Origin of the sequence: Caballeronia sp. AZ1_KS37 (genome assembly GCF_023631165.1) — a bacterium.
Classification (GTDB): domain Bacteria; phylum Pseudomonadota; class Gammaproteobacteria; order Burkholderiales; family Burkholderiaceae; genus Caballeronia; species Caballeronia zhejiangensis.
This window is the reverse complement of the sequence record NZ_JALQDP010000038.1, coordinates 364,199-390,041: the sequence shown is the minus strand read 5'-3', so window position 1 is coordinate 390,041 and position 25,843 is coordinate 364,199. Positions and strand designations below refer to the sequence as shown.

The following is a 25,843-nucleotide window of genomic DNA, read 5'->3' as shown; positions in this document are numbered from 1 at the left end:
TTCATGGACATCGTTACTTACGAAATCATCCGCAGCAGTCTCTTCGCGATCGCCCGTGAAATGAAGATCGCGATGATGCGCACCGCCGGCAGCCCGCTCATGCACGCGAGCGGCGATTCGTCGGCGGCCATTTTCGACGCCGACATGCAGCTCGTCGCGCAAGGCAACGACATCCCGACGATGCTCGGCTCGGCCGTCATCTCGACGCGCGTGTCGGTGGAAGCGGTCGGGCGCGAGAACCTGCGTCCCGGCGACGTCATCGTCAGCAACGATGCCTATGTGGGCGGCGGCAATCATCAACCGGACGTGCAGTTCACGCGGCCCGTTTTCGCGGGCGGCAGGATCGTCGCCTTCGTGATGACGCGCGGCCACTGGACCGACATCGGCGGACAGTCGCCGGGCAGCTATACCGTCACGACGTGGGACGTGTTCGCCGAAGGCATTCGCATTCCGCCGGTGTTTCTGTATCGTAACGACGAGCCGGTGCAGGACATGCTCAACCTGCTCACGCGAAACAGCCGCAACGCGCACGAACTGCTGCTCGACATTCAGGCGCAATACGCGGGCACGTTCGTCGGCGACCGGCGCATCGGCGAACTGGTGGCGAAGTATGGCGCCGATGCATTGCGCGACGTGATGAGCCAGAGTCTCGATCACTCGGAGAAGCTCATTCGCGCGGAGATCGCACGCATTCCGGACGGCGTGTACGAAGCGCAGGAGTATCTCGATCCGATCGAGGCGCCGGGCTGGAAACAGGAGCGGCCGCTGCTCAAGGTGAAGATCACGAAGACGGGCGATCACATCACGTTCGATTACACCGGCACCGGGCCGCAGGCGCGCGGCGGCATCAACTGTCCGCTTTCGGTGACGTGCAACAGCACCTGGTTCACCGTGAAAGCGCTGACCGATCCGGGCATTCCGACCAACCAGGGCTGCTATCGGCCGGTGACGATCATCGCGCCCGAGGGCAGCGTGCTGAACTGCCGCTATCCGGCGTCGGTGGTGTCGGGCAACACGGAGACCTCGCCGCGCGTGATCGATCTGCTGCTCAAGGCGCTTGCGCCCGCGGTGCCGGAGCGCATCACCGGACAAAGCAACTGCGCGTCGTGCGCGGGCATTTTCAGCGGACGCGATACCGATGCCGCGCGCATCGCCCGAACCGGTCAGGAGTTCGTCACCATGCACGACGTCCACGCGGGCGGCATGGGCGCGCGCGCGCAGAAGGACGGCGTGAGCGGCGTGCGCGTCTACGTGGGCAACGCGGGCAGTCAGTCGATCGAAATGATCGAAGCGACTTCGCCGCTGATGGTCGAGGAATGGTCGCTCGTCACCGACAGCGGCGGCGCGGGCCGACAGCGCGGCGGGCTGACATCGCGGCGCGTGTATCGCGTGGAATACGACGAAGCCACCTTCACCGTGTCCGGCGAACGCGGACGTTCCGCCCCCGAAGGTCACTTCGGCGGGCAGGCCGGCACGCGCTTTCTGTGCGTCGTCGAACGCGCGGACGGCAGCACGCAGGAGGTCGCGGCGAAGGGCGGACAGACGGTCGTGTATCGCGGCGATCGCGTGACCGTGCAGCCCGCGGGCAGCGGCGGCTATGGCGATCCGCGCGAACGCGATGAGAAGCGCGTCGATGCCGATGTCGCCGATGGCTACATCAGCGCCGATGCCGCCGCGCAAGTCTACGGCCGCACGCGCGAAACCATCGACGCACCGCTCGAAGTCACCGCCGAATGAGCGCGAGCGAAGCCATGAATCAGCCTTTGCCGCTCGCGGGCGTGTGCGTGATCGAGATCGGCCACAGTCTCGCCGCGCCGTATGCGGGCATGATCCTCGGGTCGCTCGGCGCGGACGTCATCAAGATCGAAAGCGCGGAACACGGCGACTACGCGCGCGATTGGGGCCCGCCTTTCGTCGATGGCGCGGCCGCGTTGTTTCATGCGGTGAATCACGGCAAAAAAAGCATCGCGATGTCGCTGTCGAATCCGGACGAAGCACAGGCGTTGCGCGAGCTGATCTCGCAACGCGCCGATGTCGTGCTGCAAAACCTGAAGGCGGGCGGCACGGAGAAATACGGTCTCGGCGGCGAGGCGATGCTGCGCATGAAGCCGTCGCTCGTCTATTGCAATCTCGGCGCGTTCGGCACGGCCGGGCCGCTGCGCGACAAGCCCGGCTACGATCCGCTCGTGCAGGCGCTTTCGGGCCTGATGAGCTTTCTCGGTCAGCCGGGCGAGCCGCTGTCGCGCATTCCGGTTTCGGTGAACGACATGGGCACCGGACTCTGGGCCGCGATCGGCGTGCTCGCCGCGCTCTTCCGGCGCCAGACGACGGGCGCGGGCGAGATCGTGTCCGTGTCGCTGTACGAGACGGCGATCAGTTGGGCGGGCATCCAGATCGCCGACTATCTCGCGTCGGGCGTGCTGCCGGGACGCTGGGGATCGGGGACGGCCGCGATCGTGCCGCATCAGGCCTTCGAATGCGCGGACGGCACCATCATGGTCGCCGCGGGCAACGACCGCCTGTTCCGCCGCTTGTGCGACGTGCTCGATATCGCCGCGCTCGCCGACGACGCGCGCTTCGTCACCAACGGCGCGCGCGTGACCAATCGCGTCGCGCTGATCGACTTGCTGCATATCGAGTTCCGCAAGCGGGGCACCGCGCACTGGCTGGAAGCGCTCGATACGGCGGGCATTCCGTGCGGACCGATTCAGACCATCGATCAGGTCGTCGAACACGAGCAGACCAAGGCGCTCGATCTGCTGCGCATCACCGACGACGGCGCGGCGACGGTCGTCGGCGTGCCGATTTCATTCGGCGGCGTGCGGCCTGCGCGCACCGGCGTCACGCCGAAACTCGGCGAACACAATCATCTGCTGGCGAAGAAAACACTGGAGACATCGTGAAACTTGCATCGCAACTGGTCGGCGCGCTCGACACGCTGACGCTCGAAGAAATCGACGAACAGATTCTCATCGTCAAGCTGAACCGTCCGGAAGTCTCGAACGCGATCAGCACGACGATGGGCGACGAGATCATCCGCGTATTCGGTGCGCTCGAAGCGAACCCCGCGCTGTATCGCTGCGTGATCCTGACGGGCGCGGGCGAACGCGCGTTCTGCGGCGGCGCGGACCTCAAGCAGCGCGAAGGCATGACCGACGAGCAGTTCGGCGTGCAGCACTATCTGTTCGAGCGCATGAACCGCGCGCTCACGTATTGCCCGGTGCCGGTCATCTGCGCGGCCAACGGCGCGGCGGTCGCGGGCGGACTCGAACTGCTGCTCGCGTGCGACTTCGCTTATGCCGTCAGCCACGCGACGTTCGGCTTCACCGAAGTGAAACGCGGCATCATGCCGGGCGGCGGCGGCACGCAGCAACTGCCGCGCGCGATCGGCGTGCGGCGCGCGAAAGAGCTGATTCTGCGCGGCGGCAAGTTCACGGCGCAGGAAGCGCTCGCGTGGGGCGTCGTCAACCGGCTGTGCGAGCCGGGGCGCGTGCTTGCCGACGCCATCGACGCCGCGCGCGACATCTGCACGAGCGCGCCGCTTTCGGTCGCGCAGGCGAAGAAGGCGATCGACCTCGGCATACAGGGCGATCTGCGCACCGGGCTCTATCTGGAAATCGAAGCGTATAACCGGCTGATTCCGACCGAGGATCGTCTCGAAGGCATCAGCGCTTACAACGAGAAGCGCGCGCCGCGATTCAAAGGCCGCTAGATCAAAACCCGGACTCACCGGAGGAGACAGACATGACACCCGACATCGGCAGCTTCGACAGGCCCAAGGCCGAAGCGACCTACGGCAAAATCACGCGCAGGCTCATCCCCTTTTTGTTCCTGTGCTATGTGTTCGCGTTTCTCGATCGCATCAACATCGGCATCGCGCAACTCGACATGAAGCACGACGTGGGCTTCAGCGATCTCACTTACAGCATCGGCGCGGGCATCTTCTTTCTCGGCTACGTGCTGATGGAAGTGCCGAGCAATCTGCTGCTCGCGCGTATCGGCGTGAAGCGCACGTTCTCGCGCATCATGATTCTGTGGGGCTTGATCGCGGCGGGCACGGCGTTCGTCACGCTGCCATCGCATCTCTATACCGTGCGCTTCTTTCTCGGGCTCGCGGAAGCGGGGCTTTATCCCGGCGTGATCTTCTATCTCACGCGCTGGTATCCGGTCGAGCGGCGCGCGAAGGTCATCGCCATCTTCACTTGCGCGACGGGCATCGCGGGCCTGTTCGGCGGGCCGCTGTCGGGCGCGCTGATGACTTACTTCGACGGCTATGGCGGCCTGCACGGCTGGCAGTGGATGTTCATCGTGCAAGGCTTGCCCGCGAGCGTGCTCGGCGTGATCGCGTTCTTCTTTCTCGATGACGGCCCGCAGCAGGCGAAGTGGCTCACCGAGAACGAAAAGGCGATCGTGCTCGACGACATCCGCAAGAGTTCGAGCGTCTCGACGAAGCACGCGGAGCATACGTTCGGCCGCGCGCTGAAGGACTTTCGCGTCTACGTGATGGGCTTCGTGTGGTTCACGCAGATCGCCGGCGTATTCGCGATCGGCTTCTGGCTGCCGACGCTCATCAAGAGCGCGGGCGTGTCGGGCGCGTTGCAGATCGGCTGCTATTCGGCGATCCCGTACTTCGTGAGCTGGATCGCGCTCATCGCGCTGAACCGTCATTCGGATCGCACGATGGAGCGGCGCTGGCACTGCGCGATCGCGATGGTGTTCGGCGCGGCCGGTCTCGTCGTCGCGGCGTTCACGACGGGCAACCTTGCGCTGTCGCTCGCGGCGTTGTCGGTGGCCACCGCCGGCATCCTCGCGCCGAATCCGCTGATCTGGGCGATCTCGACCGATTACATTCGCGGCAGCGGCGCGGCGGGCGGCGTCGCGGTGATCAACTGCGTCGGCCTGCTCGGCGGCTTCGTGAGTCCGATGATCATCGGCTCGATCAAGACGATGACGAACAGCATGGCGGGCGGACTCGGCGCGATCGCGCTTCTGATGGTGCTCGGCGCAATTGCAGCCGTGGTGCTTGCGCCGTCGACATCGGCGGTCGCAAGCGGCGCAGGACATACGGATGAAGGCAGCGATGCCGTCGCGGACGCGACCGTCTGAAACCGGAGCAGACATGAAAGAAAGAGACGTGCAGATTCGCGAAGTGGGCTTGCGCGATGGCTTACAGATGGTGCGAACGATCCTCACGAGCGGGCAAAAGCTCGAATGGTGCGCGCGCATGGTCGATGCGGGCGTGGTCGATATCGAAGTGACGTCGTTCGTGCCGCCGAAAGTCGTGCCGCAATTCGCGGATGCGGTCGAGGTCGCGGCAGGCGCGCTTGCCATCGACGGTCTTCATGCAGCGGCACTGGTGCCGAATCTGAAAGGCGCGCAACGTGCATTCGATGTGGGGCTGAACAAGGTGCATTACGTGCTCTCCGCGAGCAACGAGCACAACCTGAAGAACGTGCGGCGCAGCACGGCGGAATCGGTCGCGGACTTCGAGCGCATCGCGGCGGCGCGTGACGAACTGAATCGCGATGTCGTGCTCGGCGCGGGCGTGGCGACCGCGTTCGGCTGCACGATCGCGGGCAAGGTCGATGAACGCACGGTGCTCGGACTCGTCGAGACGCTCATCGATGCGGGCGCGCAGGAGATCACCATCGCCGATACGGTCGGCTATGCGAATCCCGCGCAAGTGCGCGCGCTGATGCGGCAGGTCATGTCGCTTGCGGGAGCGGTGCCCGTCGCCTGTCACTTCCACGATACGCGCGGGCTGGGCCTCGCCAATGTCATGGCTGCGCTCGATGCAGGCGTGCGTGCTTTCGATGCATCGCTCGGCGGGCTCGGCGGCTGTCCGTTCGCGCCCAACGCGACGGGCAACATCAATACCGAGGACACGGTGTTCATGCTCGAAGCGCAGGGCTTGCGCACGGGCATCGACATAAACAAGCTGCTGGCGCTACGCGAGACGATCGCCGCATGGTTGCCGGGCGAGCCGTTCACGGGCGCGATCGCCCGCGCGGGACTACCCGCGACCTTCGTCGCTCGCGAGGCCGTCGCCGCGTAACTTCAGTCAGCGGCTCAGGATGCCGCCGCGAGCCGTTCCAGCAGATCGGCGAGCAGGCCGGGCGCGAGCACCATCGCGTCATGGCCGGTGTCGATGCGCTCCCAGCCCCAATCCGGGCATTGCGATTTGACATGCTCGCGCACCGGCGCGAGCGTGTCGTATGAAGGATTCGCGCAGTGCACGTAAGTGCAGGGCAGGCCATTGCCGAGCGGCGATTGGAGTTGAAGCGGCGTGGTGTAGGTCGCGAGCGGATGGGGCGTGAGCCGCCGTTGAACCCACTCGGCAAGCGGATGATCATCCGGAATGCCGGTGCCTTTCAGTCCGTTGACGGGCATCGCGATTGCCTGGCCGCTTGCGCCGACCGATGCCATACGCTCATCGACGACGCTTGCGGGCAGCACATCGAACGCGGATTGGCCGCTTTGCGCGAGCAGGCTGTCGAGGAAGACGATGGTGCGCAGCGTGTGCGCGATGCGATCGGCGACGCCCGACGCGACGAGTCCGCCATAACTATGGCCGACCAGCACGACGCCGTTCAATTCCTCCGCCTCGATGACGTTGACGATATCCTCGATGTTCACATCGAGCGACGTGACCGACTCAATCAGATGATGGCGCTCGCCGAGTCCGGTCATGGTCGGCGCGACGACGCGATGACCACGCGCGATCAGTTCATCCGCGACGAAGCGCCAGACCCAGCCGCCATGCCATGCGCCGTGAATCAGGACGAAGTTGAACTGCGTGTCGTTCCGTGGACTGCTCTTCAAGTCGGTCTCCTGATCGATGTGCACGAATGCACAAATCGTCTCAGAGATAGCGCGGCCACGCAACCGGTTACGCATGCAACTATCGCCGCTGCTTACTGGTTATCACCGATATAACCCGCGCGTCTCACCTGATCTCATCTTTTCACTATCCGCGTCTATCGATGTTTCTTAGACTGGCTCCATTGCTCGAATCGTGGCCCACGCCGTCAATCATGGAGAGCGCGAGTGAACCCGTCCGTTGTGGAATCCGATCCGGCGTCAGCCGATTCTTCGCAAGTTCCTTCCACCGCACTCGCGCATGAGCGGGCGCTCTACTGGCGCGTCACGCTGCGCATCGTGCCCTTGCTTTTCGTGTGCTACGTCGTCGCGTTTCTGGATCGCATCAATGTCGGCTTTGCGAAGTTGCAGATGCAGGACGCGCTCGGTTTCAGCGACAGCGTGTACGGCCTCGGCGCAGGCATCTTCTTTCTCTCGTACTGTCTGCTCGAAGTGCCGAGCGCGATGCTGCTCCGGCGCATGGGCGCGAAGAAGACCATCGCGCGCATCATGATCTGCTGGGGCATCGTCGGGGCATGCTCCGCGTTCGTCACGAACGTCACGCAGTTTTATATCGTGCGTCTGCTGCTCGGCGTGTTCGAAGCGGGCTTCTTTCCCGGCGTCATCTTCTATCTGAGCTCGTGGTTTCCGGAGAGACGGCGCGGTGTCATCATCGCGTGCTTCATGGTCGGATTTCCGGTCGCGGGTCTTGTCGGCGGTCCGGTCTCCGGTTGGGCGATGACGAGTCTCGCGAACGTCGCGCATCTCGCCGGATGGCAATGGCTTTATATCGTCGAGGCGTTGCCGGCGGTCGTGCTCGGTCTCGTCACGCTGATGCTGCTGGACGACAACATCGACAAAGCGAAATGGCTCACCGAAGCGGAGAAGGGCGTGCTTCGCCAAGGTTTCGATGTCGAGATGGAACGAAAGCGAAGGGCAGGGCAACACGGTCACGCGAAGCTCGCCGAGGCGCTCGCGGATCCGAAAGTCTATATGCTCGCGTTCATCGATTTTGCCTTCGTTTGCGGCACGTATTCAGTGACGTTCTGGCTTCCGACCGTCATGAAAGACTCGGGCATTACGAATCTTTCGCTGCTCGGATGGCTTTCCGTTATACCGTACGGAATGGGCGCGATCGGGATGGTCACGATAAGCCGAAGCTCGGATCGCATGCTCGAACGCCGTTGGCATGCGGCGATCTCGGGTTTCATCGGCGCTGCCGCGTTGTTGATGGTTTCGCATCCGACCAACTCGCCCGCGTTGACCGTTGCGTTGCTGACGGTGGCCTGCGTCGGCATCTTCGCGACCAACGTGCTGATCTGGTCGCTCGCAGCGGATTATCTGAACGGATCGCCGGCGGCGGCGACGAGCATCGCGTTCGTCAATTGCATCGGCTTGTTGAGCGGCTTTTGCAGTCCCTTCGTCATCGGATGGCTGAAGACCGCGACGGGAACGCTCGTCAGCGGCCTCTACGTGATGACGGCGATACTCGTCGCGGGCATTCTCGTGATGCTGCTCGGCTTCAAACGTCATACCGAAACGCAGGCGCGCGCCGCGCTGACGGCAGGAACAGAGTGAACCCTATGCATAACATCGCCATTCTCGATGACTTCCAGAACACCGCGCTTCGCTTCGGCGAGTGGAACAGCTTGCGCGAACACGCGGACATTACCGTTTTCACGGACCCTATCCGCGACGAGAACGAACTGGTCGAACGTCTTCGACCCTACGACATTCTTTGCGTGATGCGCGAGCGCACATGGTTCACGCGCAGCGTGCTTTCGCGATTGCCGAATCTGAAATTGCTGGCAAGCACGGGGCCGTGGAATGCAGCCATCGATATCGAAGCCGCCGATGAACTCGGCATTGCCGTATGCGGCACGGCATCGTCGCCGACGGCCGCCGCCGAGCTTGCATGGGCGCTCATTCTCGCCGCGACGCGGCACATCCCGAGCGAAGTGGCATCGTTCAGAAGGGGAGGCTGGCAGGTGTCGGTGGGCGGCGATCTGCACGGCAAGACCATCGGACTGATAGGACTCGGCTATACCGGCGGCGCGACCGCGCGAGTCGCGCAGGCTTTCGGGATGCACGCCATCGCATGGAGTCAGAACATGACGCAGGAGTCCGCCGCGAAATTCGGCGCGCGCTACGTGTCGAAGGAAGAATTGCTCGCATCGAGCGATATCGTTTCGATTCATGTGCGGCTATCGGAGCGCACGCGCGATCTCATCGGCGAGAAGGAGCTCGCGACGATGCAATCGCACGCGCTGCTCGTGAACACGGCACGCGGACCGATCGTCAACGAACGCGCGCTGATCGATGCGTTGACCGCGAAACGAATCGCGGCCGCCGCGCTCGATGTTTTCGATCAGGAGCCGTTGCCCGCCGATCATCCGTTCCGATTGATGGATAACGTGATCGCGACATCGCACATCGGTTATGTCACCGATGACTCTTATCGCATCTACTACGGCGAGTCTGTCGAAAACATTCGCGCATGGATCGCGGGCACGCCCATTCGCGTGCTGACGTCCCAGAAACGCGAGATCAGTTACGTCAGCGGGGTCGCATAGCGGTCGCTAGAACCGATACAACTCAGCGGGATTATCGACGAGTATCTTGCGGCGAACCGCGTCGCTTTCCACGAGCCGCATCGTCCAGTCGAACATGCGCGCGTCGTCCGGAACGGGCTTGACGTTCGGATGCGGCCAGTTCGACGCCCACACGCCGCGCTCGGGAAAACGCGCCGATATCGCGCGCACGAGCCAGGACACGTCGTCGAAATCGGGCGCGCCGGTGCGCGAGCTTTCATACGGCGCGGACAGCTTGATCCAGCAACGCGGCCCGTCGAGCAGGCGGCACAGCGACGCGAATCCATCGCTTTGCGATGTGACCGGCGCAAGGAACTTGCCGAGATGATCGATGACGAGATTCGACGGCAAACGCGCGAGCATCGCTTCGTGCTGCGGCAGCGTGTGGCCGTCGAGCTGAAGGTTGATGTTCCAGCCGAGCGGTGCAATGCGCGCCGAGATGTCCGCGAGTGCGTCCCACGGCAGCACGCCGCCCGGCAGCATCATGAAGCGCACGCCGCGAATGCCCGCATCGTGCAGACGCTGCAGTTCGTCATCGCCGATATCCGGCGGGACCACCGCGATGCCGCGCGCGCCGTCGCCCAGTTGCGCGATGGCCGCGAGCGTGCAGCGATTGTCGAAGCCATACCCGGTCGGCTGCACGACGATCGCGCGCGAAAAGCCCAGCGTGCGCTGCACGTCCCGATACGCCGATGCGGGCGCGGGCGGCGGCGCGAACGTCGCGGTCTTGGCGAGCGGATAGCCTGCTTCGTAGACGTGAATGTGGCAGTCGCAAGCGCCTTCGAGTTTCATCGCGCGTGCTCCTGCATATCGAAACCGGCGAGACGGAACGCTTGCGCCGCGTTCACCGCGCCCGCGGGCACGTGGCCTTCGAACAGCGCTTGCGTTTGTGCGACCGTTTCCATCGATTGATGCTCGATCGCGCCCGGCGTCAGCCCGCCGACATGCGGCGCCGCGATCACGCGCGGATGCGCCGCGAGCGCCGGCGCGGGCATCTGATCGACCGCGCGTCCGACATCGAGCGCGCATCCCGCGAGATGGCCGCGCTCGAGCGCATCGAGCAGCGCGTCATCATCGACGAGTTCACCGCGCGCGGCGTTGATGAAGTACGCGCCGCGCTTCATCGCGGCGAAGGCGCGCGCGTTCATCAGATTCGCCGTCTGCGCATTGGCCGGCGCGAGGCACACGACGAAGTCCGACTGCGCGAGCAAGTCATCGAAGCCGGTTTGATGAAGCCGCGTATCGTCGATCGTCGCGTAAGGATCGGACACGACGACGCGCATGCCGAATGCCAGCGCCAGATCGCAAAGATAGCGCGAAATCTGTCCATAGCCGATCACACCGAACGTGCTGCCGCGCAACTCGCGGCCCATCATCGGCGCGGGCGCTTCGTGGCGATGATAAGCCTCCGCATACGCGGTCGTGCCGCGCGCGAGATCGAGCATGGCGCCGATCACCCACTCCGACACGGACGGCACGAAGCCCGCGCTCGCCTGCGTGACGAGCACGCCGAGCTCGCTGGCGGCATCGACATCGACGGTGCGAATATCCACCGCGCAGCGCACGAACGCGGCGAGCTTCGGCAGCGCCTCGAACAAGGCGCGCGGCGCGGGCGTTTGCCGGTACGCGATGATGACATCGGCATCGCGCGCGGCATCGGCGAGTTCGGCGGTCGTCAGCTCGCGATCCTCGGTGTTGTACGCGACGTCCGCGAACGCCGCGAGCGCAGCCGAAGCGCGTGCGCCGAAGTAATGATCCAGCATGTGCCGGGGATGACTCACGAATACCTTGTTCATGTCCTCGTCCTGATTCGTTTCGCGGGCGCGGCGACCGACTCGCGCTCCACCAGCGTGATATCCGTGAACAGCGCCTGCTCCGATGCCGGCATGGGTTCGTCGTGTGGACGCATCGCGCGCTCGACCATCGCGGCGGCCATGGCGGGCACGGGAAGCTGCACGGTCGTGAGCGCGGGATTCGAGATCGCCGCCAGAAAATGTCCGTCCATGCCGACGATCGACACGTCTTCCGGCACGCGCAAGCCGCACTCGCGCAAACCCGCCATCAGGCCGAGCGCCATCAGATCGTTGACGGCGACGATGCCGGTCGGGCGCGCATCGTCCGGCGCGAGCAGACGCGCGAGCGCGCGGCCGTTTTCGGCGATCATCGAATCGCCGTATTCGTTCACCGGGCCGCTATCGAGCACGCGCGCCGTCTGCGCGAGACCTGCATCGTTTGCGGCGGAAAGAAAGCCGTTGATCTTGTCGCGCCGGCTCATCGTCACGCCGGTCAGCGTGGCGAAGGCGAGCCGCGTATGGCCATGTTCGATGAGATGCCGCGTCGCGATGCGCGCCGCTTCGAAGTTGTCGGGCGTGACGTGCTCGACGCGCGTCGCTTCGCCTTCGGTCGCGCGCCGGTCGTAGCTCACGACGACCATGCCGCGCTCGACGGCGGTTTCCAGATGCCGCTCGTTCGCGAGCGACGAGATCACGATCACGCGCCGCACGCCTTGCGAGAGCAAGTCCTCGAAGAACGACGCTTCCTTCGCCGGATCGCGATACGTGTTGCCGATCATCACGCGATAGCCGTAGCGCTCCTGCGCATACGTTTCCACTTCGCGCGCGATATAGCCGTACATCGGATTGGCGATCGATGGCACCAGCAGTCCGATGATCGGCGTCTGCCCTGTCTTCAACTGACGCGCAAGCGTGCTCGGACGGTATTGCAGCGCGTTCATCGCGGCCTGCACGCGTGCGAGCGTTTCCTGGCGCATCTGGTCGGTGCGGCCGTTCAGCACGTTGGATACCGTGCTTACGGACACACCGGCCTCGCGGGCGACATCCTGAATGGTGCTCATAAGGTTTGACATCTGCCGGCTACAGGCCGAGCCGGGTCGGCAACCACAACGAAAACGACGGCACCAGAATCAGCGCAACCAGTGCGATGAACAGCACCAGCAGATATTTGAGCATAGGACGCGCGACGGCTTTCATTTCCGTGCCGGTGATGGCGCAGGTCGCGAAGAGCCCGAGCCCGACCGGCGGCGAGAAGAGACCGAGGCCCATTGCGACGACGATCACCGTGCCGAAGTGCAGCGGGTTGATGCCGAGCTGCGTCGCGATCGGCGTGAGCAGCGGCCCGAAGATGATGAGCGCGGGCGCGCCTTCCAGCACCGCGCCGAACACGATCATGATGAGCACGGACAGCAGCAGGAACATCGTCGGGCCGTATTGATGCGCGAAGGCGATCATCGAATCGGACACGAGCGCGGGAATCTGCTCGATGGTCAGCGCGAAAGACACGCTCGAAGCCGCCGCCACGATGAACAGAATGCTGCTCGCCATCGACGCGGAGCGCACGAACACGCGCGCCACCGACTTCGGCGTGAGCTCGCGAAACGCGATCCAGCCGACGATCAACGCATACACGACGGCGAAAGCCGACACTTCCGTCGATGTCGCGATGCCCGAGGTCACGCCTTTGCCGATCATCGTGATCATGACGAGCGCGACCAGCGCGCCGCCGGCGAGCGGCAGCCACTTGCGCGGGTTCGTGAGCGCATCGGCGAGATTGATGCGCCGGCCGCAGATCACCGCGACGATCGCGAGCGCCACCGCCAACACCGCCGCCGGAACGACGCCCGCGAGAAACAGCCCCGCGATCGAAATGTTGGCGACAAAGCCCATGATGATCATGTTCACGCATGGGGGAATGGTCTCCGCCATCACGGCGCTGCACGCGAGAAGCGCCGCCGCTTCGTTCGGATCTTCCTTGCTCTGGCGCACGGCAGGCATGACGACGCCGCCGACCGCCGCGATATCCGCGAGCTTGGAGCCGGATACGCCCGAGAAGAACGCCGTCGCCATGATCGTGATGAGGCCGAGTCCGCCGCGCACGCGCCCGAAGATGCGCAGCAGCAATTCGATCAGGCGCGACGACATGCCGTTGGTTTCCATCAGCAAGCCCGCCAGCACGAAGAACGGAATCGCGAGCAGCACGAAGTGGTCGGTGCCGGCCATCACTTGCTGCGAGTAGACGAGCATCGGCAGGGTCGGTTCGGCGAGGAAGTAGAGCAGGGCCGAGAACGCGAGCACGAAGCCGATCGGCACGCCGAGCACGAGTCCGCCGATGAAACCGGCCATCAGCAGAAAGCCGGGCTTGAGCGCGTGGGCGGGCACGAATGCGTTCCACGCGAACACGGCTGCCGCGAGCAGCACGCAGCCGGCGAGGGTGCCGAGCACGGTCTTGCGCGCGCCGTTCAGCGCGTTGGCGAGCGCGAAGACCGTCATGAAGACGCTGCCGATCACGAGCGGATAGACGTTGATCCACGCGGGCAGGCCGCTCGGCGTCATCTGGCCGTAGGAATCGACGAGCAGCAGACACGACGACACGCACAGATTGCCCGCGACGCCCGCAAGCACCCAATGTCCGACGTGCACGAGCGCGGGTTGCCAGCGCCTCGGCAACATGCCGCGAAACAGGTCGACGCCGACGTGCTGGCTGCGTCCGAGCACGGTGGCCGCGCCGAAGAACACGAGCACGATCATCAGCGCGCCGGCGACTTCCTCGGCCCAGTCGAACGGATCGTGCAAGAAATAGCGGTAGATCACCGAAAGGAACACCACGATCACATCGGCCGCGAGCACGGCCGCGCAGAAGTATTCGATCCAGTGCATGAGGCGCGCGAGGCCGCGCGCGAGCACGGTCTCATGGCCGAAGCCGGGCGCGGCGAGTTGCGCCTCGGGTCCGGGCGTCGCGGAGAAGGTGGTCATGGTGTCGGCCTCTTTGGCGTCGTTGGTGCGCTCAAGCGCGCGCGGCGGCGATGGCGGCGAACAGCGGCGCGGTCGCCGGATACTGCTTCGCGAAACTCGCATACAGCTGCGACTGCATTTCAGCGCGTGCGGTGTCGCGATCGGCCTTCGACATCGGGTAGAAGGTCATGCCTTTCTTCTTCAGTTCCTGCTCGGCGGCGGCGGCGGTCTGAATGGCGGCGGCGCGCTGCTTCGCGGTCGCGTCCTGCGCCGCTTTCTGAAACGCGGGACGCAGGTTTTCCGGAATCTTCGCGAGCGCGCGGCGGCCCGTCACGACGACGAGCGGGCTGAACACGTGCTGCGTCTGCCAGCACGACTTCACGACTTCGTCGTACTTGCTTGCGAGGACCGTTGCGCAATCGTGTTCGAAGCCATCGACGACACCGGTCTGCGCGGCCATATACAGCTCGCCGATGGGAATCGGCGTGGGCACCGCGCCCATCAGCTTGAAGGTTTCCATGAAGGCGGGTGTGGGCAGCACGCGCAGCTTCACGCCTTTGATATCGGCGAGCGACTGCGTGGGCTTCTTGGTGAACACGTTGCGCGCGCCGAAGGAATAGCCCCACGTGAGCACCGAGCAGCCCGCGCGCTGTTGCAGCAGCGTATCGAACGATTTGCCGACGGTGCCGTCCATCGCGCGGCCGACGTGATCGAAGTTGTCGAACACATAGCCGAGATCGAGCATGCCGAGCTCGGGCAGCGCGGTTGCCCAGATCGACGAGCCCGTCACCATCATGTCGACCGCGCCGACTTTCACCTGCTGGACGACGTCGCTTTCCTTGCCGAGCTGGTTGTTCGGGAAATAGTCGATGCGAATCTGATCGCCGACGCTCGCCTTCAGGTTCGCGGCGAGGTTCTGATACCAGACGTAGTGGGCGGCGTTTTCGTTCGGCGGCATCGATGACGACAGCCGCAACGTGGCCGCGGGCTGCGCGCGCACGATCGCGGGAAAGCCCGCGCCCGCCGCCGCGAGCGTTGCCGCCGAGGCCGTCTGAAGGAACCGTCGGCGGGAAATGCCTGAACCGAATTGCATGGTGTTGTCTCCTGGATGCCGCTCTGGGCGCGGGCGGAAATAGGCAGCCCGACACGACAGGCGTGGCGCGACTGTATCGATTTAGTGTATCGATACAGTAAAGGGAAGCGTGGGTGGGTCATATGGGCGTATACCCGCGGGCAATCACGCGCCGAGGTGGGTTCGAAGAGGGAGAAAGCGCTGAAACTCGAACCGCCGCGGCAACCGCACTCCACCGCATCCTTTCGCGGCAGCGCTTCTAACCCCCCAACGCCTCCTTCTCCGCCACCAGTTCGTTTCGCAACAGCCGCGCCCCGGGCGACAGCGGCGCACCTCGCGTGGTCACGAGCTCATACGGCTCGCTGCGCGAGGTGAACGACAGCGGCAAAATGCGCGTGGCTTCGTGCCTGACGAAGAACTGAGCCACGTCGATGGACACCAGCGCCACGAACGAAGGATTGTCCTGAAGCAGGCTCAGCGTCGCGAAGGCCGACGTCGTCTCCAGCAGGCTCGACGGAAAGCGAATCGCGGCTTGCTGAAATTCGCGCTCCAGCAGCACGCGCATGGGCATGTTCGCGCGATAGACCACCCAACGGTACGCGGCCAGATCCTTGAGCGTCACTTTCTTCGCCTTGCGTAACGGATGCTGCACGTTCGCCACGACCGCGAGCGTTTCATCCTGCAGCTTGATGCTCTCGTACATCTCCGGATGCTGGCTGACCGAGGTCCGGCAGATAGCCAGGTCCAGCCGTCCCGCATCGATGAGACTCAACAGCGTCTCGCTGGCGTCCTCGATGATCTCGACAGACATTTCAGGCTGCCGCGCGATCAGCGCGGACACGGCCCGGGTCAGCAAAGGCACGGCGCCCATGATGACGCCGACCGCGACACGTCCGCCATGTCCCCGCAGGATGCCCGCGATCTCTTCCCGCATGTGCGACAGATCGGTGTAGATCAGCCGCGCATACCGGATCGCGCAATGGCCCGCGTCATTCGCTTCGAGCCCGCGCCGCGTGCGCGTGAACAGCGCTGTTCCAAAGGTGGTTTCGATTTCCTGAAGCGCCTTGCTCGCGCCCGGTTGCGTCAAGCCGACTTGATTGGCCGCTTTCAGAAGCGAACCATGATCGCCCAGCGCAACAAGCAACCTGAGTTGCCTGACGTGGAGGCGCGAGGCGATCGAATTCACGTTGGGTGTCATGAGACTTGAGAGAGAGTTATATCAGCATGAGAACTTCTCAATTTTGCTCCGATGCGCCGCTCTCTATACTTCGCCGAAAGAACGCATGAAAACAGCGCGCCTCGATCATTTCCGGAAGATGGGCAGCGCAAACCGACAGCGCGTCGAGTATCGGAAACTATAACGGAAGGTCATCATCATGTCTCTCATCAACTACGTTACGCAGATCCAGTTCGACTTCGGCGCGGTGAACCTGCTGAAGAGCGAATGCGAACGCCTTTCGATCCGGCGGCCGCTGATCGTCACGGACCGGGGCATTCGTGCCGCGGGCATTCTCGACACGGTGCTGAAGGTGCTGGAGCGCGCCGACGGCGAAATGATCTACGACGCCACCCCGCCGAATCCCAACGAAGCCGCGGTGCGCGAAGCGGTCGCGCTGTACAGGCAAGCGGAATGCGACGGCATCATCGCAGTGGGCGGCGGCTCGTCGATCGATCTTGCAAAGGGCGTGGCCGTCTGCGCGACGCACGAAGGCCCGCTCCAGAGCTTCGCCGTCATCGAGGGCGGCGCGAGCCGGATCACCGCGAAAACCGCGCCGGTGATCGCGGTGCCGACCACGGCGGGCACCGGCAGCGAAGTCGGACGCGGCGCCATCCTGATCCTGGACGACGGCCGCAAGGTGGGCGTGATCTCGCCGCATGTCGTGCCGAAGGTCGCGATCTGCGATCCCGGCCTGACGGTCGGCCTGCCGCCGCAACTCACCGCCGCCACCGGCATGGATGCGATCGCGCACTGTCTGGAAACTTTCATGTCGCCGATGCGCAATCCGCCGGCCGACGGCATCGCGCTGGACGGGTTGCGCCGCGCCTGGGCGCATATCGAACGGGCCACGAAAGAGCCGACCGACCAAACCGCGCGGGAAAACATGATGATGGCTTCGATGGAAGGCGCACTCGCTTTCCAGAAGGGACTGGGCTGCGTCCATAGCCTGAGCCATTCGCTCGGCGGAATCGACCCGCGACTGCATCACGGCACGCTCAACGCCATCTTTCTGCCGGCGGTCGTGGAGTTCAACCGAAGCGCTCCGTCCATGCGCGACGAAGAAAAGATGGAGCGCATGGCGAGCGCCATGCAGTTGCGTCAGGACACGGAGATTTCGTCGGCGCTGCGCGACATGACGGCACGCCTCGGCTTGCCGACCGGCCTTCGGGCGCTGGGCGTCACGCGCGAGATGTTTCCGCGCATCGTGTCGGGCGCGCTCAAGGATCACAGTCACAAGACCAATCCGCGCGAAGCATCGGAAGCGGATTACCTCGGCTTGCTGGAAGCGTCGTATTGACGAAGAGACGGACGCCCGGCCAACGAGGCGTCCGCGCATGACACGGACGGAGACACCGCATGAACAAGAGCAAACGGATCGTACGGATCCAGCGCATTTCGATCTTCTTTCTGACCCTCGCCGGCAGCATCAACTATCTGGATCGCAGCGCGCTCTCCATTGCGAATAGCGTGATTCGCGGCGAGATGGGCCTGAGCGCGTCGCAGATGGGCCTGCTGCTGTCGGCCTTCTCGCTCGCCTATGCGTTCGCGCAACTACCGGTCGGCGCGATGCTCGACCGTTTCGGCGCGCGCGTGATGCTGGGCTGGGGCATGATCCTGTGGTCGGTCGCGCAGGCCTGCTGCGGGCTCGTCGGCAATATCCAGCAGTTCTTCCTGGCGCGCGTGTGTCTCGGCATCGGCGAGGCGCCGCAGTTTCCGGCCGGCGCGAAGGTCATCGGCGAGTGGTTCGCGGTGCGCGACCGCGGCACGCCGACCGGCATCTTCGTCGCGTCGACGACCGTGGGCCCGGCGATCGCGCCGCCGATCCTCACCGCCATGATGCTCGCGCTCGGCTGGCGCAACATGTTCTTCGCGACGGGCGTGTTCGGCGTCATCGTGGCGATCGGCTGGTATGTCGCCTATCGCAATCGCGACGAAGTGAAGCTCGCGGCGGAGGAGACCGCCTATCTGAACCAGGACTCGCAGGAAGACGAAAACAGCAAGCCGCTCAGCGGCGCGCAATGGCGCAGCCTGTTCCGGCAGAAGACGACGTGGGGCATCTTCTTCGGCTTCATGGGCGTCATCTATACCGTGTGGCTCTACCTCACATGGCTGCCGGCGTATCTCGAACACGAACGCGGCCTGAGCATCGCGAAGGCGGGCTGGGTCGTCTCGATTCCCTATGTCTTCGGCACGCTCGGCATGCTGAGCAGCGGCTTCACGGCAGACCGCCTGTACCGCAGAGGCCTGCAGGCGATCACGAGCCGCAAGTGGCCGATCTGCATCGGTCTCGTGGGCGCGGCGGCGTTCACCGTTCCGGCGGCGCTGACGCCGTCCACCACGCTCGCCGTGATCTACATCTCGGGCGCCATGTTCTTCATCAATCTGGCATCGGGCGGCGCGTGGTCGCTGATCTCGATCGCCGCGCCGCGTCAGGCGGTGGCCTCGCTCGGCGGCATCCAGAACTTCGGCGGCTTCCTGGCCGGCTCGGCCGCGCCGATCGTCACCGGCATCGTCGTGGACCGGACGCATTCGTTCGTCGCCTCGCTGATCGTGAGCGCGGTCATCGCGCTGCTCTCGGCGGTGGCGTATCTGCTGCTCGTGCACCGGCCAGTCGCGGTATCGGAAGACGTCGGGGAAACGGCCGTCGGCGCGCTTTCCTGATTCGCTCGCCATGCCGGCGTTGCGTGTCGTTTGAAAAGATCTTCTGTCGGAGTTCGAGCTTCAATGCAAACAGTAACGTGTGTCGAAGACCTTCGCCTCATGGCGAAAAAGCGGGTGCCCAAGGCGTTCTACGATTACGTCGATAGTGGCTCGTACACCGAATCGACTTATCGCGAGAACGGTCGCGCGTTCGCCCGGCTGACGCTCAAGCAACGCGTGGGCGTGAACGTGGAAGGGCGCAGCACCGCAAGCACGATGCTCGGACAGCGGGTCGCAATGCCCGTGGCCATCGCACCGACCGGACTGACGGGCATGCAATGGGCCAACGGCGAGATCCTGGGTGCGCGCGCGGCCGAGCGCTTCGGCGTGCCGTTCACGCTCTCGACCGTGAGCATCTGTTCGATCGAGGACGTTGCGGCTCATACGAAGGCGCCGTTCTGGTTTCAGCTCTACGTAATGCGCGACCGTGGCTTCAACCAGTCGCTGATCGAGCGCGCGAAGGCCGCCGGTTGTTCGGCGCTGGTGGTCACGCTCGATCTGCAGATCAACGGGCAGCGTCACAAGGATCTCAAGAACGGCATGACCGTGCCGCCTCGCCTGACGGCGGCGAACCTGCTTGATTTTCTGCGCAAGCCGGGCTGGGTGATGCGCGCCGCTTCGGGCAGACGCAACTTCGGCAATCTCGCCGGCTTTATCAAGGGCGGTGACGATGTGATCGCGATCAGCAAGTGGGTCGCATCGCAATTCGATCCGAGCCTCGACTGGAACGACATCGCGCATATCCGCAGTCTCTGGCCCGGCAAGCTGGTGCTCAAGGGCATCATGTGCGCCGAGGATGCGCGCATGGCGGCTTCGCTGGGCGCCGATGCCATCGTCGTCAGCAATCATGGCGGACGGCAGCTCGACGGCGCGCCGTCGACGGTCGAGGCCTTGCCCGCCGTGGTGGATGCCGTGGGCGACGCCACTGAAGTGTGGGTCGATGGCGGCATCCGCACCGGCCAGGATGTGATGAAGGCGCTCGCGCTGGGCGCGAAGGGCACGATGGTCGGCCGAGCCTTCATGTATGCCCTCGGCGCGATGGGCGAACCCGGCGTCGCGCGCATGCTCGAGATTGTGCGGAACGAACTCGACGTGACGATGGCGCTGACCGGCGTCCGGTCGATCGAGGAGATCGGGCCGCACAACTTTCACGAGCCGCGTGTTGCACAGGCTTTCCGCGCGCGCACGGCCGGGGCCATGACTCAACGAGAAGAATCTGTCATTTGATTGGAGGTTGGACGCGCAATGGATCTGCAAATCGAGGGTAAATGGGCGCTCGTTTGCGCCGCGAGCAAGGGGCTGGGTAAGGGCTGCGCCGAAGCGCTGGTCGCTGAAGGCGTCAACGTCGTGGTGACGGCGCGCGGCGAGGACGCGCTCGAATCGACGGCAGCCGGGCTTCGGCAACTGAATCCCCGCGTTCAGGTGATCGCGGTGGCAGGCGATATCACGACGAGCGCCGGTCGGGAGCGGGCACTGAGCGCGGCGCCTCGCATCGACATCCTGATCAACAATGCGGGCGGCCCGCCGCCGGGCGATTTTCGCGACTGGACCCGAGACGACTGGATCGCGGCGCTCGATGCGAACATGCTGACGGCCATCGAACTGATGCGCGCCACCGTCGATGCGATGGCCGAGCGAGGCTTCGGCCGGATCGTCAACATCACGTCGGGTGCGGTGAAGGCGCCCATCGATGTGCTCGGGCTGTCCAACGGCGCGCGTTCCGGCCTGACCGGCTTCGTCGCGGGTCTGGCCCGGCAGAAACGGATCGCGGAGCATAACGTGACCATCAACGATCTGCTGCCGGGCTTGTTCGATACCGACCGCCTGAAGCAGTCCACCCAAGCGGCCGCTACCGCGCAGGGCAAGGCGTATGACGCTGTGCTCGAAGCGAAACGTCAGGCAATACCGGTAGGGAGATTCGGCACGGCGCAGGAGTTCGGCGCGATGTGCGCTTTCCTGTGCAGCGGACACGCGGGCTACCTGACCGGTCAAAACATCCTGATGGATGGGGGCTCGTTTCCCGGGACGTTCTGACGGATCGTTTCATCGCGGCCGTCAGTCACGAGCGGCGTTCTTCTCCGAGCGCCAAAATCAGGCGGCGTTACCGGCGTGCAACGCGTCGTCCAGTCGCCGCCTTTTTCGGCATTGATAACGTTTGAACATCAATGCTTCGAAAAATTGCACTTCTTGTTTCAGCCTTCTTGCGCAAGTATCTGGTCTCAAGACGTTCATAAAAGAGAACGCGTCGGAGACAGGCACGAAGCGCAGCACAGCGTTTCGCTGCATCCCGGTGCACGCCCGTTCAGGGCTGCCGTCAAGAGTCGTCGACGCCCATCTCGCGTAACCCACCTCGCTACTTGAATCCTGCCGCCGCTTTCGAGCGCGTCTACGGCAGCGGTGCATCTCGCGCCTGCCGCAGCGAGTCGATGCACTTCCAGTATCCGCTTCATTCGTCATTGCTCAAATCAGGAGACACGTCACATGCAGATCACCGGAATGTTGCACGGCTCGCGCCTGCTGCAATTCGTCGGCTTTCCGTCCAGCGAAGTGCTGGGCCCGGGCGCCAGCGAAGAAGAGATCAAGTCGCTCATCGACCGTCACGGGCAGATATTCATCAAGCCGGTGTTCAAGGGCGGTGTGGGCAAGAAGGGCAAAGCGGGCTTGCTCGGCCGCGCCACGGATCTCAAGACGGCGCTCGCCGAAAAGGAACGACTGTACTTCGCCGAACACGCCGTAGGCCATGTGAAAGCCAAGGCGAACGGCGTGACGTTCGAAGCGGGCGTGCCGGCCAAGCACGAGGTCTACTTTTCGATCACCGATTCCACGCGTTTCCGCGCGCCGACGATGACGCTTTCGCACATGGGCGGCATGGACATCGAGGAAGTCGATCCGAAGCACGTCGCGATGGTGCCGTTCGATGCGCTGACCGGATTGAAGGCGTTCGTCGTGGCGAATGCGCTGAGCGAGATCGGCGCGCCGCGCGAAATCATCTCGCCGCTCGTGCAGCAGTTGCCGAAGCTCTGGGAGTTGTTCCACGACTTCGGGATGACGACGCTCGAACTCAACCCGATCCGCATGCGCGAGGACAAGAAGGGACGTCTCACGCCCGTCGCGTGCGACTTCAAGTGCGGATTCGATCGCGACGATCCGCGCTTCTCGCGGCTCGGCCTGCCCCCGCATCTGTTCGCCGCCGACTACTCGGATTTCGAACAGGAGATCAACCAGTTGCGCACCCACCAGGGTCAAAGCGATGTCTACGTGATCAACGACAAGGGCACGATCCTCGCGCCCACCTTCGGCGGCGGCGCGAACTCGCTCGTCACGGAAATGCTCGGCGATGCGGCCATCATCTCGTCGGACTTCGGCGGCAATCCGCCCTACGAAAAGATGAAGGAAGTGGCGCGCATCTGCTTCCGGCACTGGCTGAAGCAGTCGAATGTGCTGTTCATCATCGGCGGCAAGTCCAACAACACCGACATCTTCGAAACCCTGCGCGCGATGGCCGATGCGCTGCGCGAGCACTTCAGCGAGCACGGACCGACGCCGCTCTATGTCGTGCTCGGACGCGGCGGCCCGAACCTCGTGCGCGGCATGTCCGCGCTGCGCGACACCTGCGACTCGCTCGGCCTGCCGTATCGCCTTTTCGGTTTCGACTCCGACATCAGCGAGGTGATCCAGTACGCGCGCCGTGCGGATACATGGATGCAATCGGGCGGACGCGCGCAAGTTGCGGCGCGCATCGGCGCGCGCGACGCGCAATCGCATACGGCATCGGCTTGAGGAGATCGGACATGCACAAGCAAGGCAATAGTCGTTTCAAATACTTCGTCGGCATACAGTCGCTGGCGGATATCGCGACGCGCGAAGACCGCGTCTGCGTGCTCAACATCCTGGGCGGCGAATCATCGGACGTGACGCCGGTGAGCCACGCTTTCTCGGGCGCGAATGTCGTCTTCGGCACGGCGCCCGGCAAAGGCGGACAGATGCTTGCGACGCCCGCGGGCGACATTCCGGTCTTCAACAACGTGCGAGAAGGGCTGGAAGCCGGACATCGGTTCAACTGCGGCGTCGTCTATCTGCCGCCTTCGGCCGCGCGCGACGGCGTGGCCGAACTGATCCGCGTGAATCCGGATCTGCGCAAGATCTTCATCATCACGGAGAAGATCGCCGTGCACGATGCGCGTGAGATTCGCGCGATGGGTCAGCAGGCGGGCATCGACATCTTCGGCGCGAACGGGCTGGGCGTCGCGGACTCGTGGCAACGCGTACGCATCGGTGGCGCGCTCGGCGGCGACGATCCGGGCGCGACCTTGCGCCAGGGATCGATCGCGATCTTCTCGAATTCCGGCGGCTTCAGCACAACGATTGCGCAATACCTGCGCATGAGCGGCTGGGGCACCTCGACGGTCATTTCCAGCGGGAAGGATGTCTACATCCACTATGCCGCGCCGGAATTCGCCTTCGCGCTCGCAAACGATGCGCGCAGCAAGGCTGCCGTGCTGTACTGCGAGCCCGGCGGCTATTACGAAGCCGACGCGGACTTCACGAAGCCCGTGGTCGCGTGCGTGGTGGGCCGCTGGAAAAGCCGTCTGACGCGCGCGGTGGGACATGCTGGCGCGATGGCGGGCGGCGCCGACGATGCGCTCGCGAAGGAACGCTGGTTCAAGGAGAAATTCGGCGTCGAAAGGCTTTTCACGCCCGGCGATCCATGCTGCTCGGCGAAGGGTGCGGTGGTGACGAACATCGCGCATATTCCCGCCGCGCTCACGGCGGTGATGCGGGCGAACGCGACGATGCCCGACTTCGAGCCCGAAGGCAGCCTCGCGCTCAAGCCGTGGTTCGGCTCCGATCAGGGGCTCGATTTGCCCGACGATCTCGCGCTTGCGGTCGTGAAAGCCGTCGCGCCCTATGACGAACAAGTCGCGCGGGTGAACGACCAGATCGGCGCGATTCCGCCGCGGCAGCCGTTGAAGGACGCATCGGGCGCCTCGCAGATGGATGCGAAGACTCAGGTGAGCAGCCTGCACGGCGTATCGATGCTCGACGCGTCGACGCATTCCTTCGAAGCGAACGTGTGCCTCGCGCTGCTGCACGAGTTCGGCGGCGCGAACGATGAGAAACTGATCGACGTCGCGGTCGGCGCGGCGGTCAACCTGTACGGCACGCCCGAACTGGCGGCGGCGCAGGCGGCGCGCGAGGCCGGCAATGCGCCCAATGCCGTGCTCGCGGCTGCTGCCGCCATCGTCGGGCCGAATCGCCAGCGCGCGGCGCGCGAGGCGGCCAAGCTGATGATCGACCGGTTCGCCGCAGCAAGACTCGTCGACGCATTCGATCGCGATTTCCACATCGACGCGATCGACACCGAGGGTAGCGCGGCACTGTTCTGCGAGGAACCGGATCCGAAGGCCGAAGCCATGCTCGCCGGTCTCGCCGCCCGTGGCGTGAATTCCGTATTCGTGCGATGGATTGCCAGCGGCCCGGGCCATCCGCGCGCGGACGCCGTGCTCGCGGCGATCACGACGACACTCGCCTGGGGCCCGCTCATGCGCAAGCGCATCTCGCGTCTGACGGCGGAGAGTCTGCCGTGGTGGACGAAGCTGTTCGGCACGCTGATCGGCGCTTCGGCGGACGCGTCGCGCCATCGTCCCGACAGCTTCTGCGATGTTTCCACCGAGGCGTTGCTCGGCGAGCGCTCGCTGACGGAGATTGCGTTCGCGGCGCTGCTCGGCCTCGAACCGTCCGCCGACGACCTGTTCGCTTTCAGGACGCTGACCGGATTGCTGCTCACGAACGGACCGGGTGCGATCTCGGCGCAAGGCGCGAAGGGTGCGGTATCCGCCGATGGCCCCGAATCACCCGAACGCGTGCAACTGAACAAGGCGTTGACGGGTTTTCTGACGCACACCGGCTATACGCACGGCGGCAATGGCTACGAAGGCATCGCCTTTCTCAACGATGCGTTTCGCGACAGCGCCCTCGACGATCCCGCGGACCCGCATCACGGCGTCGATCTCGACGCGCTCGCGCGCCGTTCCGTCGAGCATTACGCGCGCTACAAGGCGAGCCAGAAGCAGGCCGGCAGCCTCGACATCGCCAAGCTGCCGGGCGTCAATCACCCGGTTTTCAAGGACAAGCCGGTGAATCACGATCCGCGCGAGGTGTTCATCGCAGATCTGTACGAGGCGCGAGGCGAGTACAACGCGTTTCATGCGTATTACCGCGCGCTGGTGCAGGCCTTGTTCGACGCGGGCGTCTCGCGCAACGTCTACTGCGTCAATGTCGATGCCGTGATCGCCGCGCTGCTGCTGAAAATGCTGTGGCAACCGCTCAAACGCGGCGCATTCAGCGAGGCGGATCTCGAAACCGCTGCGTTCACGATCTTTCTGTATCCGCGCATGCTCGGTTGCGCCGCGGAAATCGACGATCACCTGAACCGCGGTCGAAACATGGACACGCGCACGCCCGCTTCACAGTGCCGTTTCGTGGCCTGAGCGCCGACATCCGGGAGGTCGGCCGAGCCGACCGTTTCCGGCGATTGATAACCATAGGACATCAATCGTTCAGAACATTGCACTTATCGTTTTGATGGCGACGCGCCATCATTCCCGAAAGACAAGAGCGGACACTCCGCAAATTTCGGGACTTCAGGAGACAC

Annotated in this window: 20 protein-coding genes; 13 read left to right on the top strand and 7 right to left on the bottom strand. The window is 64.4% G+C overall.

Annotated elements, in window-relative coordinates; genetic code table 11:
* Positions 1 to 3: 3 nt before the first annotated feature.
* The 5 genes from NCS00_RS27445 to NCS00_RS27425 are packed head-to-tail and all read left to right on the top strand — an operon-like array spanning position 4 to position 6,055.
* Positions 4 to 1,737, top strand: coding sequence for a hydantoinase B/oxoprolinase family protein (locus tag NCS00_RS27445; RefSeq protein ID WP_175981530.1), 1,734 nt, complete (start codon positions 4 to 6; stop codon positions 1,735 to 1,737).
* Positions 1,734 to 2,903: a CaiB/BaiF CoA transferase family protein gene (locus NCS00_RS27440; RefSeq protein ID WP_008346859.1), complete on the top strand. Its 1,170-nt coding sequence runs from the start codon at positions 1,734 to 1,736 to the stop codon at positions 2,901 to 2,903. Before NCS00_RS27445 ends, NCS00_RS27440 begins: the two co-directional genes overlap by 4 nt.
* Positions 2,900 to 3,712 carry an enoyl-CoA hydratase-related protein gene (locus NCS00_RS27435; protein ID WP_250441503.1) on the top strand — a complete coding sequence of 271 codons (813 nt, stop codon included), beginning with the start codon at positions 2,900 to 2,902 and terminating at the stop codon, positions 3,710 to 3,712. The genes NCS00_RS27440 and NCS00_RS27435 overlap by 4 nt, the downstream gene beginning before the upstream one ends.
* Before the next feature lie 32 nt (positions 3,713 to 3,744).
* Positions 3,745 to 5,106: an MFS transporter gene (locus NCS00_RS27430; RefSeq protein ID WP_250441502.1), complete on the top strand. Its 1,362-nt coding sequence runs from the start codon at positions 3,745 to 3,747 to the stop codon at positions 5,104 to 5,106.
* Between the two features lie 13 nt (positions 5,107 to 5,119).
* Positions 5,120 to 6,055, top strand: a complete 936-nt coding sequence (locus NCS00_RS27425; protein WP_250441501.1) for a hydroxymethylglutaryl-CoA lyase — start codon at positions 5,120 to 5,122, stop codon at positions 6,053 to 6,055.
* Positions 6,056 to 6,069: 14 nt separating this feature from the next.
* On the opposite strand, the gene NCS00_RS27420 is transcribed toward NCS00_RS27425, so the two are convergent.
* Positions 6,070 to 6,822: an alpha/beta fold hydrolase gene (locus tag NCS00_RS27420; protein WP_051996399.1), complete on the bottom strand. Its 753-nt coding sequence runs from the start codon at positions 6,820 to 6,822 to the stop codon at positions 6,070 to 6,072.
* Between the two features lie 225 nt (positions 6,823 to 7,047).
* Here NCS00_RS27420 and NCS00_RS27415 point away from each other — a divergent pair, with 225 nt between their 5' ends.
* Complete coding sequence (locus NCS00_RS27415; protein ID WP_008346849.1) at positions 7,048 to 8,436, top strand: MFS transporter; 1,389 nt, start codon at positions 7,048 to 7,050, stop codon at positions 8,434 to 8,436.
* A gap of 5 nt (positions 8,437 to 8,441) precedes the next feature.
* The gene (locus tag NCS00_RS27410; RefSeq protein ID WP_250441500.1) at positions 8,442 to 9,431 is read left to right on the top strand and encodes a D-2-hydroxyacid dehydrogenase family protein; all 990 of its coding nucleotides are present in this window, start codon (positions 8,442 to 8,444) and stop codon (positions 9,429 to 9,431) included.
* 6 nt (positions 9,432 to 9,437) lie between these two features.
* Here the strand turns inward: NCS00_RS27410 and NCS00_RS27405 are convergent, their stop codons facing one another.
* The 6 genes from NCS00_RS27405 to NCS00_RS27380 all read right to left on the bottom strand — a co-directional run bounded on the left by NCS00_RS27405 (position 9,438) and on the right by NCS00_RS27380 (position 16,467).
* Positions 9,438 to 10,241 carry an amidohydrolase family protein gene (locus NCS00_RS27405; protein ID WP_250441499.1) on the bottom strand — a complete coding sequence of 268 codons (804 nt, stop codon included), beginning with the start codon at positions 10,239 to 10,241 and terminating at the stop codon, positions 9,438 to 9,440.
* Positions 10,238 to 11,245 carry a hydroxyacid dehydrogenase gene (locus NCS00_RS27400; RefSeq protein ID WP_250441498.1) on the bottom strand — a complete coding sequence of 336 codons (1,008 nt, stop codon included), beginning with the start codon at positions 11,243 to 11,245 and terminating at the stop codon, positions 10,238 to 10,240. The genes NCS00_RS27405 and NCS00_RS27400 overlap by 4 nt, the downstream gene beginning before the upstream one ends.
* Positions 11,242 to 12,303, bottom strand: a complete 1,062-nt coding sequence (locus NCS00_RS27395; protein WP_250441497.1) for a LacI family DNA-binding transcriptional regulator — start codon at positions 12,301 to 12,303, stop codon at positions 11,242 to 11,244. The genes NCS00_RS27400 and NCS00_RS27395 overlap by 4 nt, the downstream gene beginning before the upstream one ends.
* A 19-nt stretch (positions 12,304 to 12,322) precedes the next feature.
* On the bottom strand, positions 12,323 to 14,218 hold the full coding sequence (locus tag NCS00_RS27390; protein ID WP_250441496.1) for a TRAP transporter large permease: 1,896 nt from the start codon (positions 14,216 to 14,218) through the stop codon (positions 12,323 to 12,325).
* Positions 14,219 to 14,249: 31 nt separating this feature from the next.
* Positions 14,250 to 15,290, bottom strand: coding sequence for a TRAP transporter substrate-binding protein (locus tag NCS00_RS27385; protein WP_175981545.1), 1,041 nt, complete (start codon positions 15,288 to 15,290; stop codon positions 14,250 to 14,252).
* Between the two features lie 238 nt (positions 15,291 to 15,528).
* A complete protein-coding gene (locus NCS00_RS27380; RefSeq protein WP_250441495.1) occupies positions 15,529 to 16,467 on the bottom strand; it encodes a LysR family transcriptional regulator in 939 nt (312 codons plus the stop codon).
* Between the two features lie 178 nt (positions 16,468 to 16,645).
* Here NCS00_RS27380 and gbd point away from each other — a divergent pair, with 178 nt between their 5' ends.
* The 6 genes from gbd to NCS00_RS27350 all read left to right on the top strand — a co-directional run bounded on the left by gbd (position 16,646) and on the right by NCS00_RS27350 (position 25,679).
* Complete coding sequence (gbd, locus tag NCS00_RS27375) at positions 16,646 to 17,785, top strand: 4-hydroxybutyrate dehydrogenase (protein ID WP_008346832.1); 1,140 nt, start codon at positions 16,646 to 16,648, stop codon at positions 17,783 to 17,785.
* A 59-nt stretch (positions 17,786 to 17,844) separates the two neighbouring features.
* On the top strand, positions 17,845 to 19,149 hold the full coding sequence (locus NCS00_RS27370) for an MFS transporter (protein WP_008346830.1): 1,305 nt from the start codon (positions 17,845 to 17,847) through the stop codon (positions 19,147 to 19,149).
* A 63-nt stretch (positions 19,150 to 19,212) separates the two neighbouring features.
* Positions 19,213 to 20,415, top strand: a complete 1,203-nt coding sequence (locus NCS00_RS27365; RefSeq protein WP_081851806.1) for an alpha-hydroxy acid oxidase — start codon at positions 19,213 to 19,215, stop codon at positions 20,413 to 20,415.
* An 18-nt stretch (positions 20,416 to 20,433) separates the two neighbouring features.
* Positions 20,434 to 21,222 carry an SDR family oxidoreductase gene (locus NCS00_RS27360; RefSeq protein WP_250441494.1) on the top strand — a complete coding sequence of 263 codons (789 nt, stop codon included), beginning with the start codon at positions 20,434 to 20,436 and terminating at the stop codon, positions 21,220 to 21,222.
* A 447-nt stretch (positions 21,223 to 21,669) separates the two neighbouring features.
* The gene (locus NCS00_RS27355; protein WP_175943170.1) at positions 21,670 to 22,968 is read left to right on the top strand and encodes an ATP citrate lyase citrate-binding domain-containing protein; all 1,299 of its coding nucleotides are present in this window, start codon (positions 21,670 to 21,672) and stop codon (positions 22,966 to 22,968) included.
* An 11-nt stretch (positions 22,969 to 22,979) separates the two neighbouring features.
* Complete coding sequence (locus NCS00_RS27350) at positions 22,980 to 25,679, top strand: CoA-binding protein (protein ID WP_250441493.1); 2,700 nt, start codon at positions 22,980 to 22,982, stop codon at positions 25,677 to 25,679.
* Positions 25,680 to 25,843: the final 164 nt, after the last annotated feature.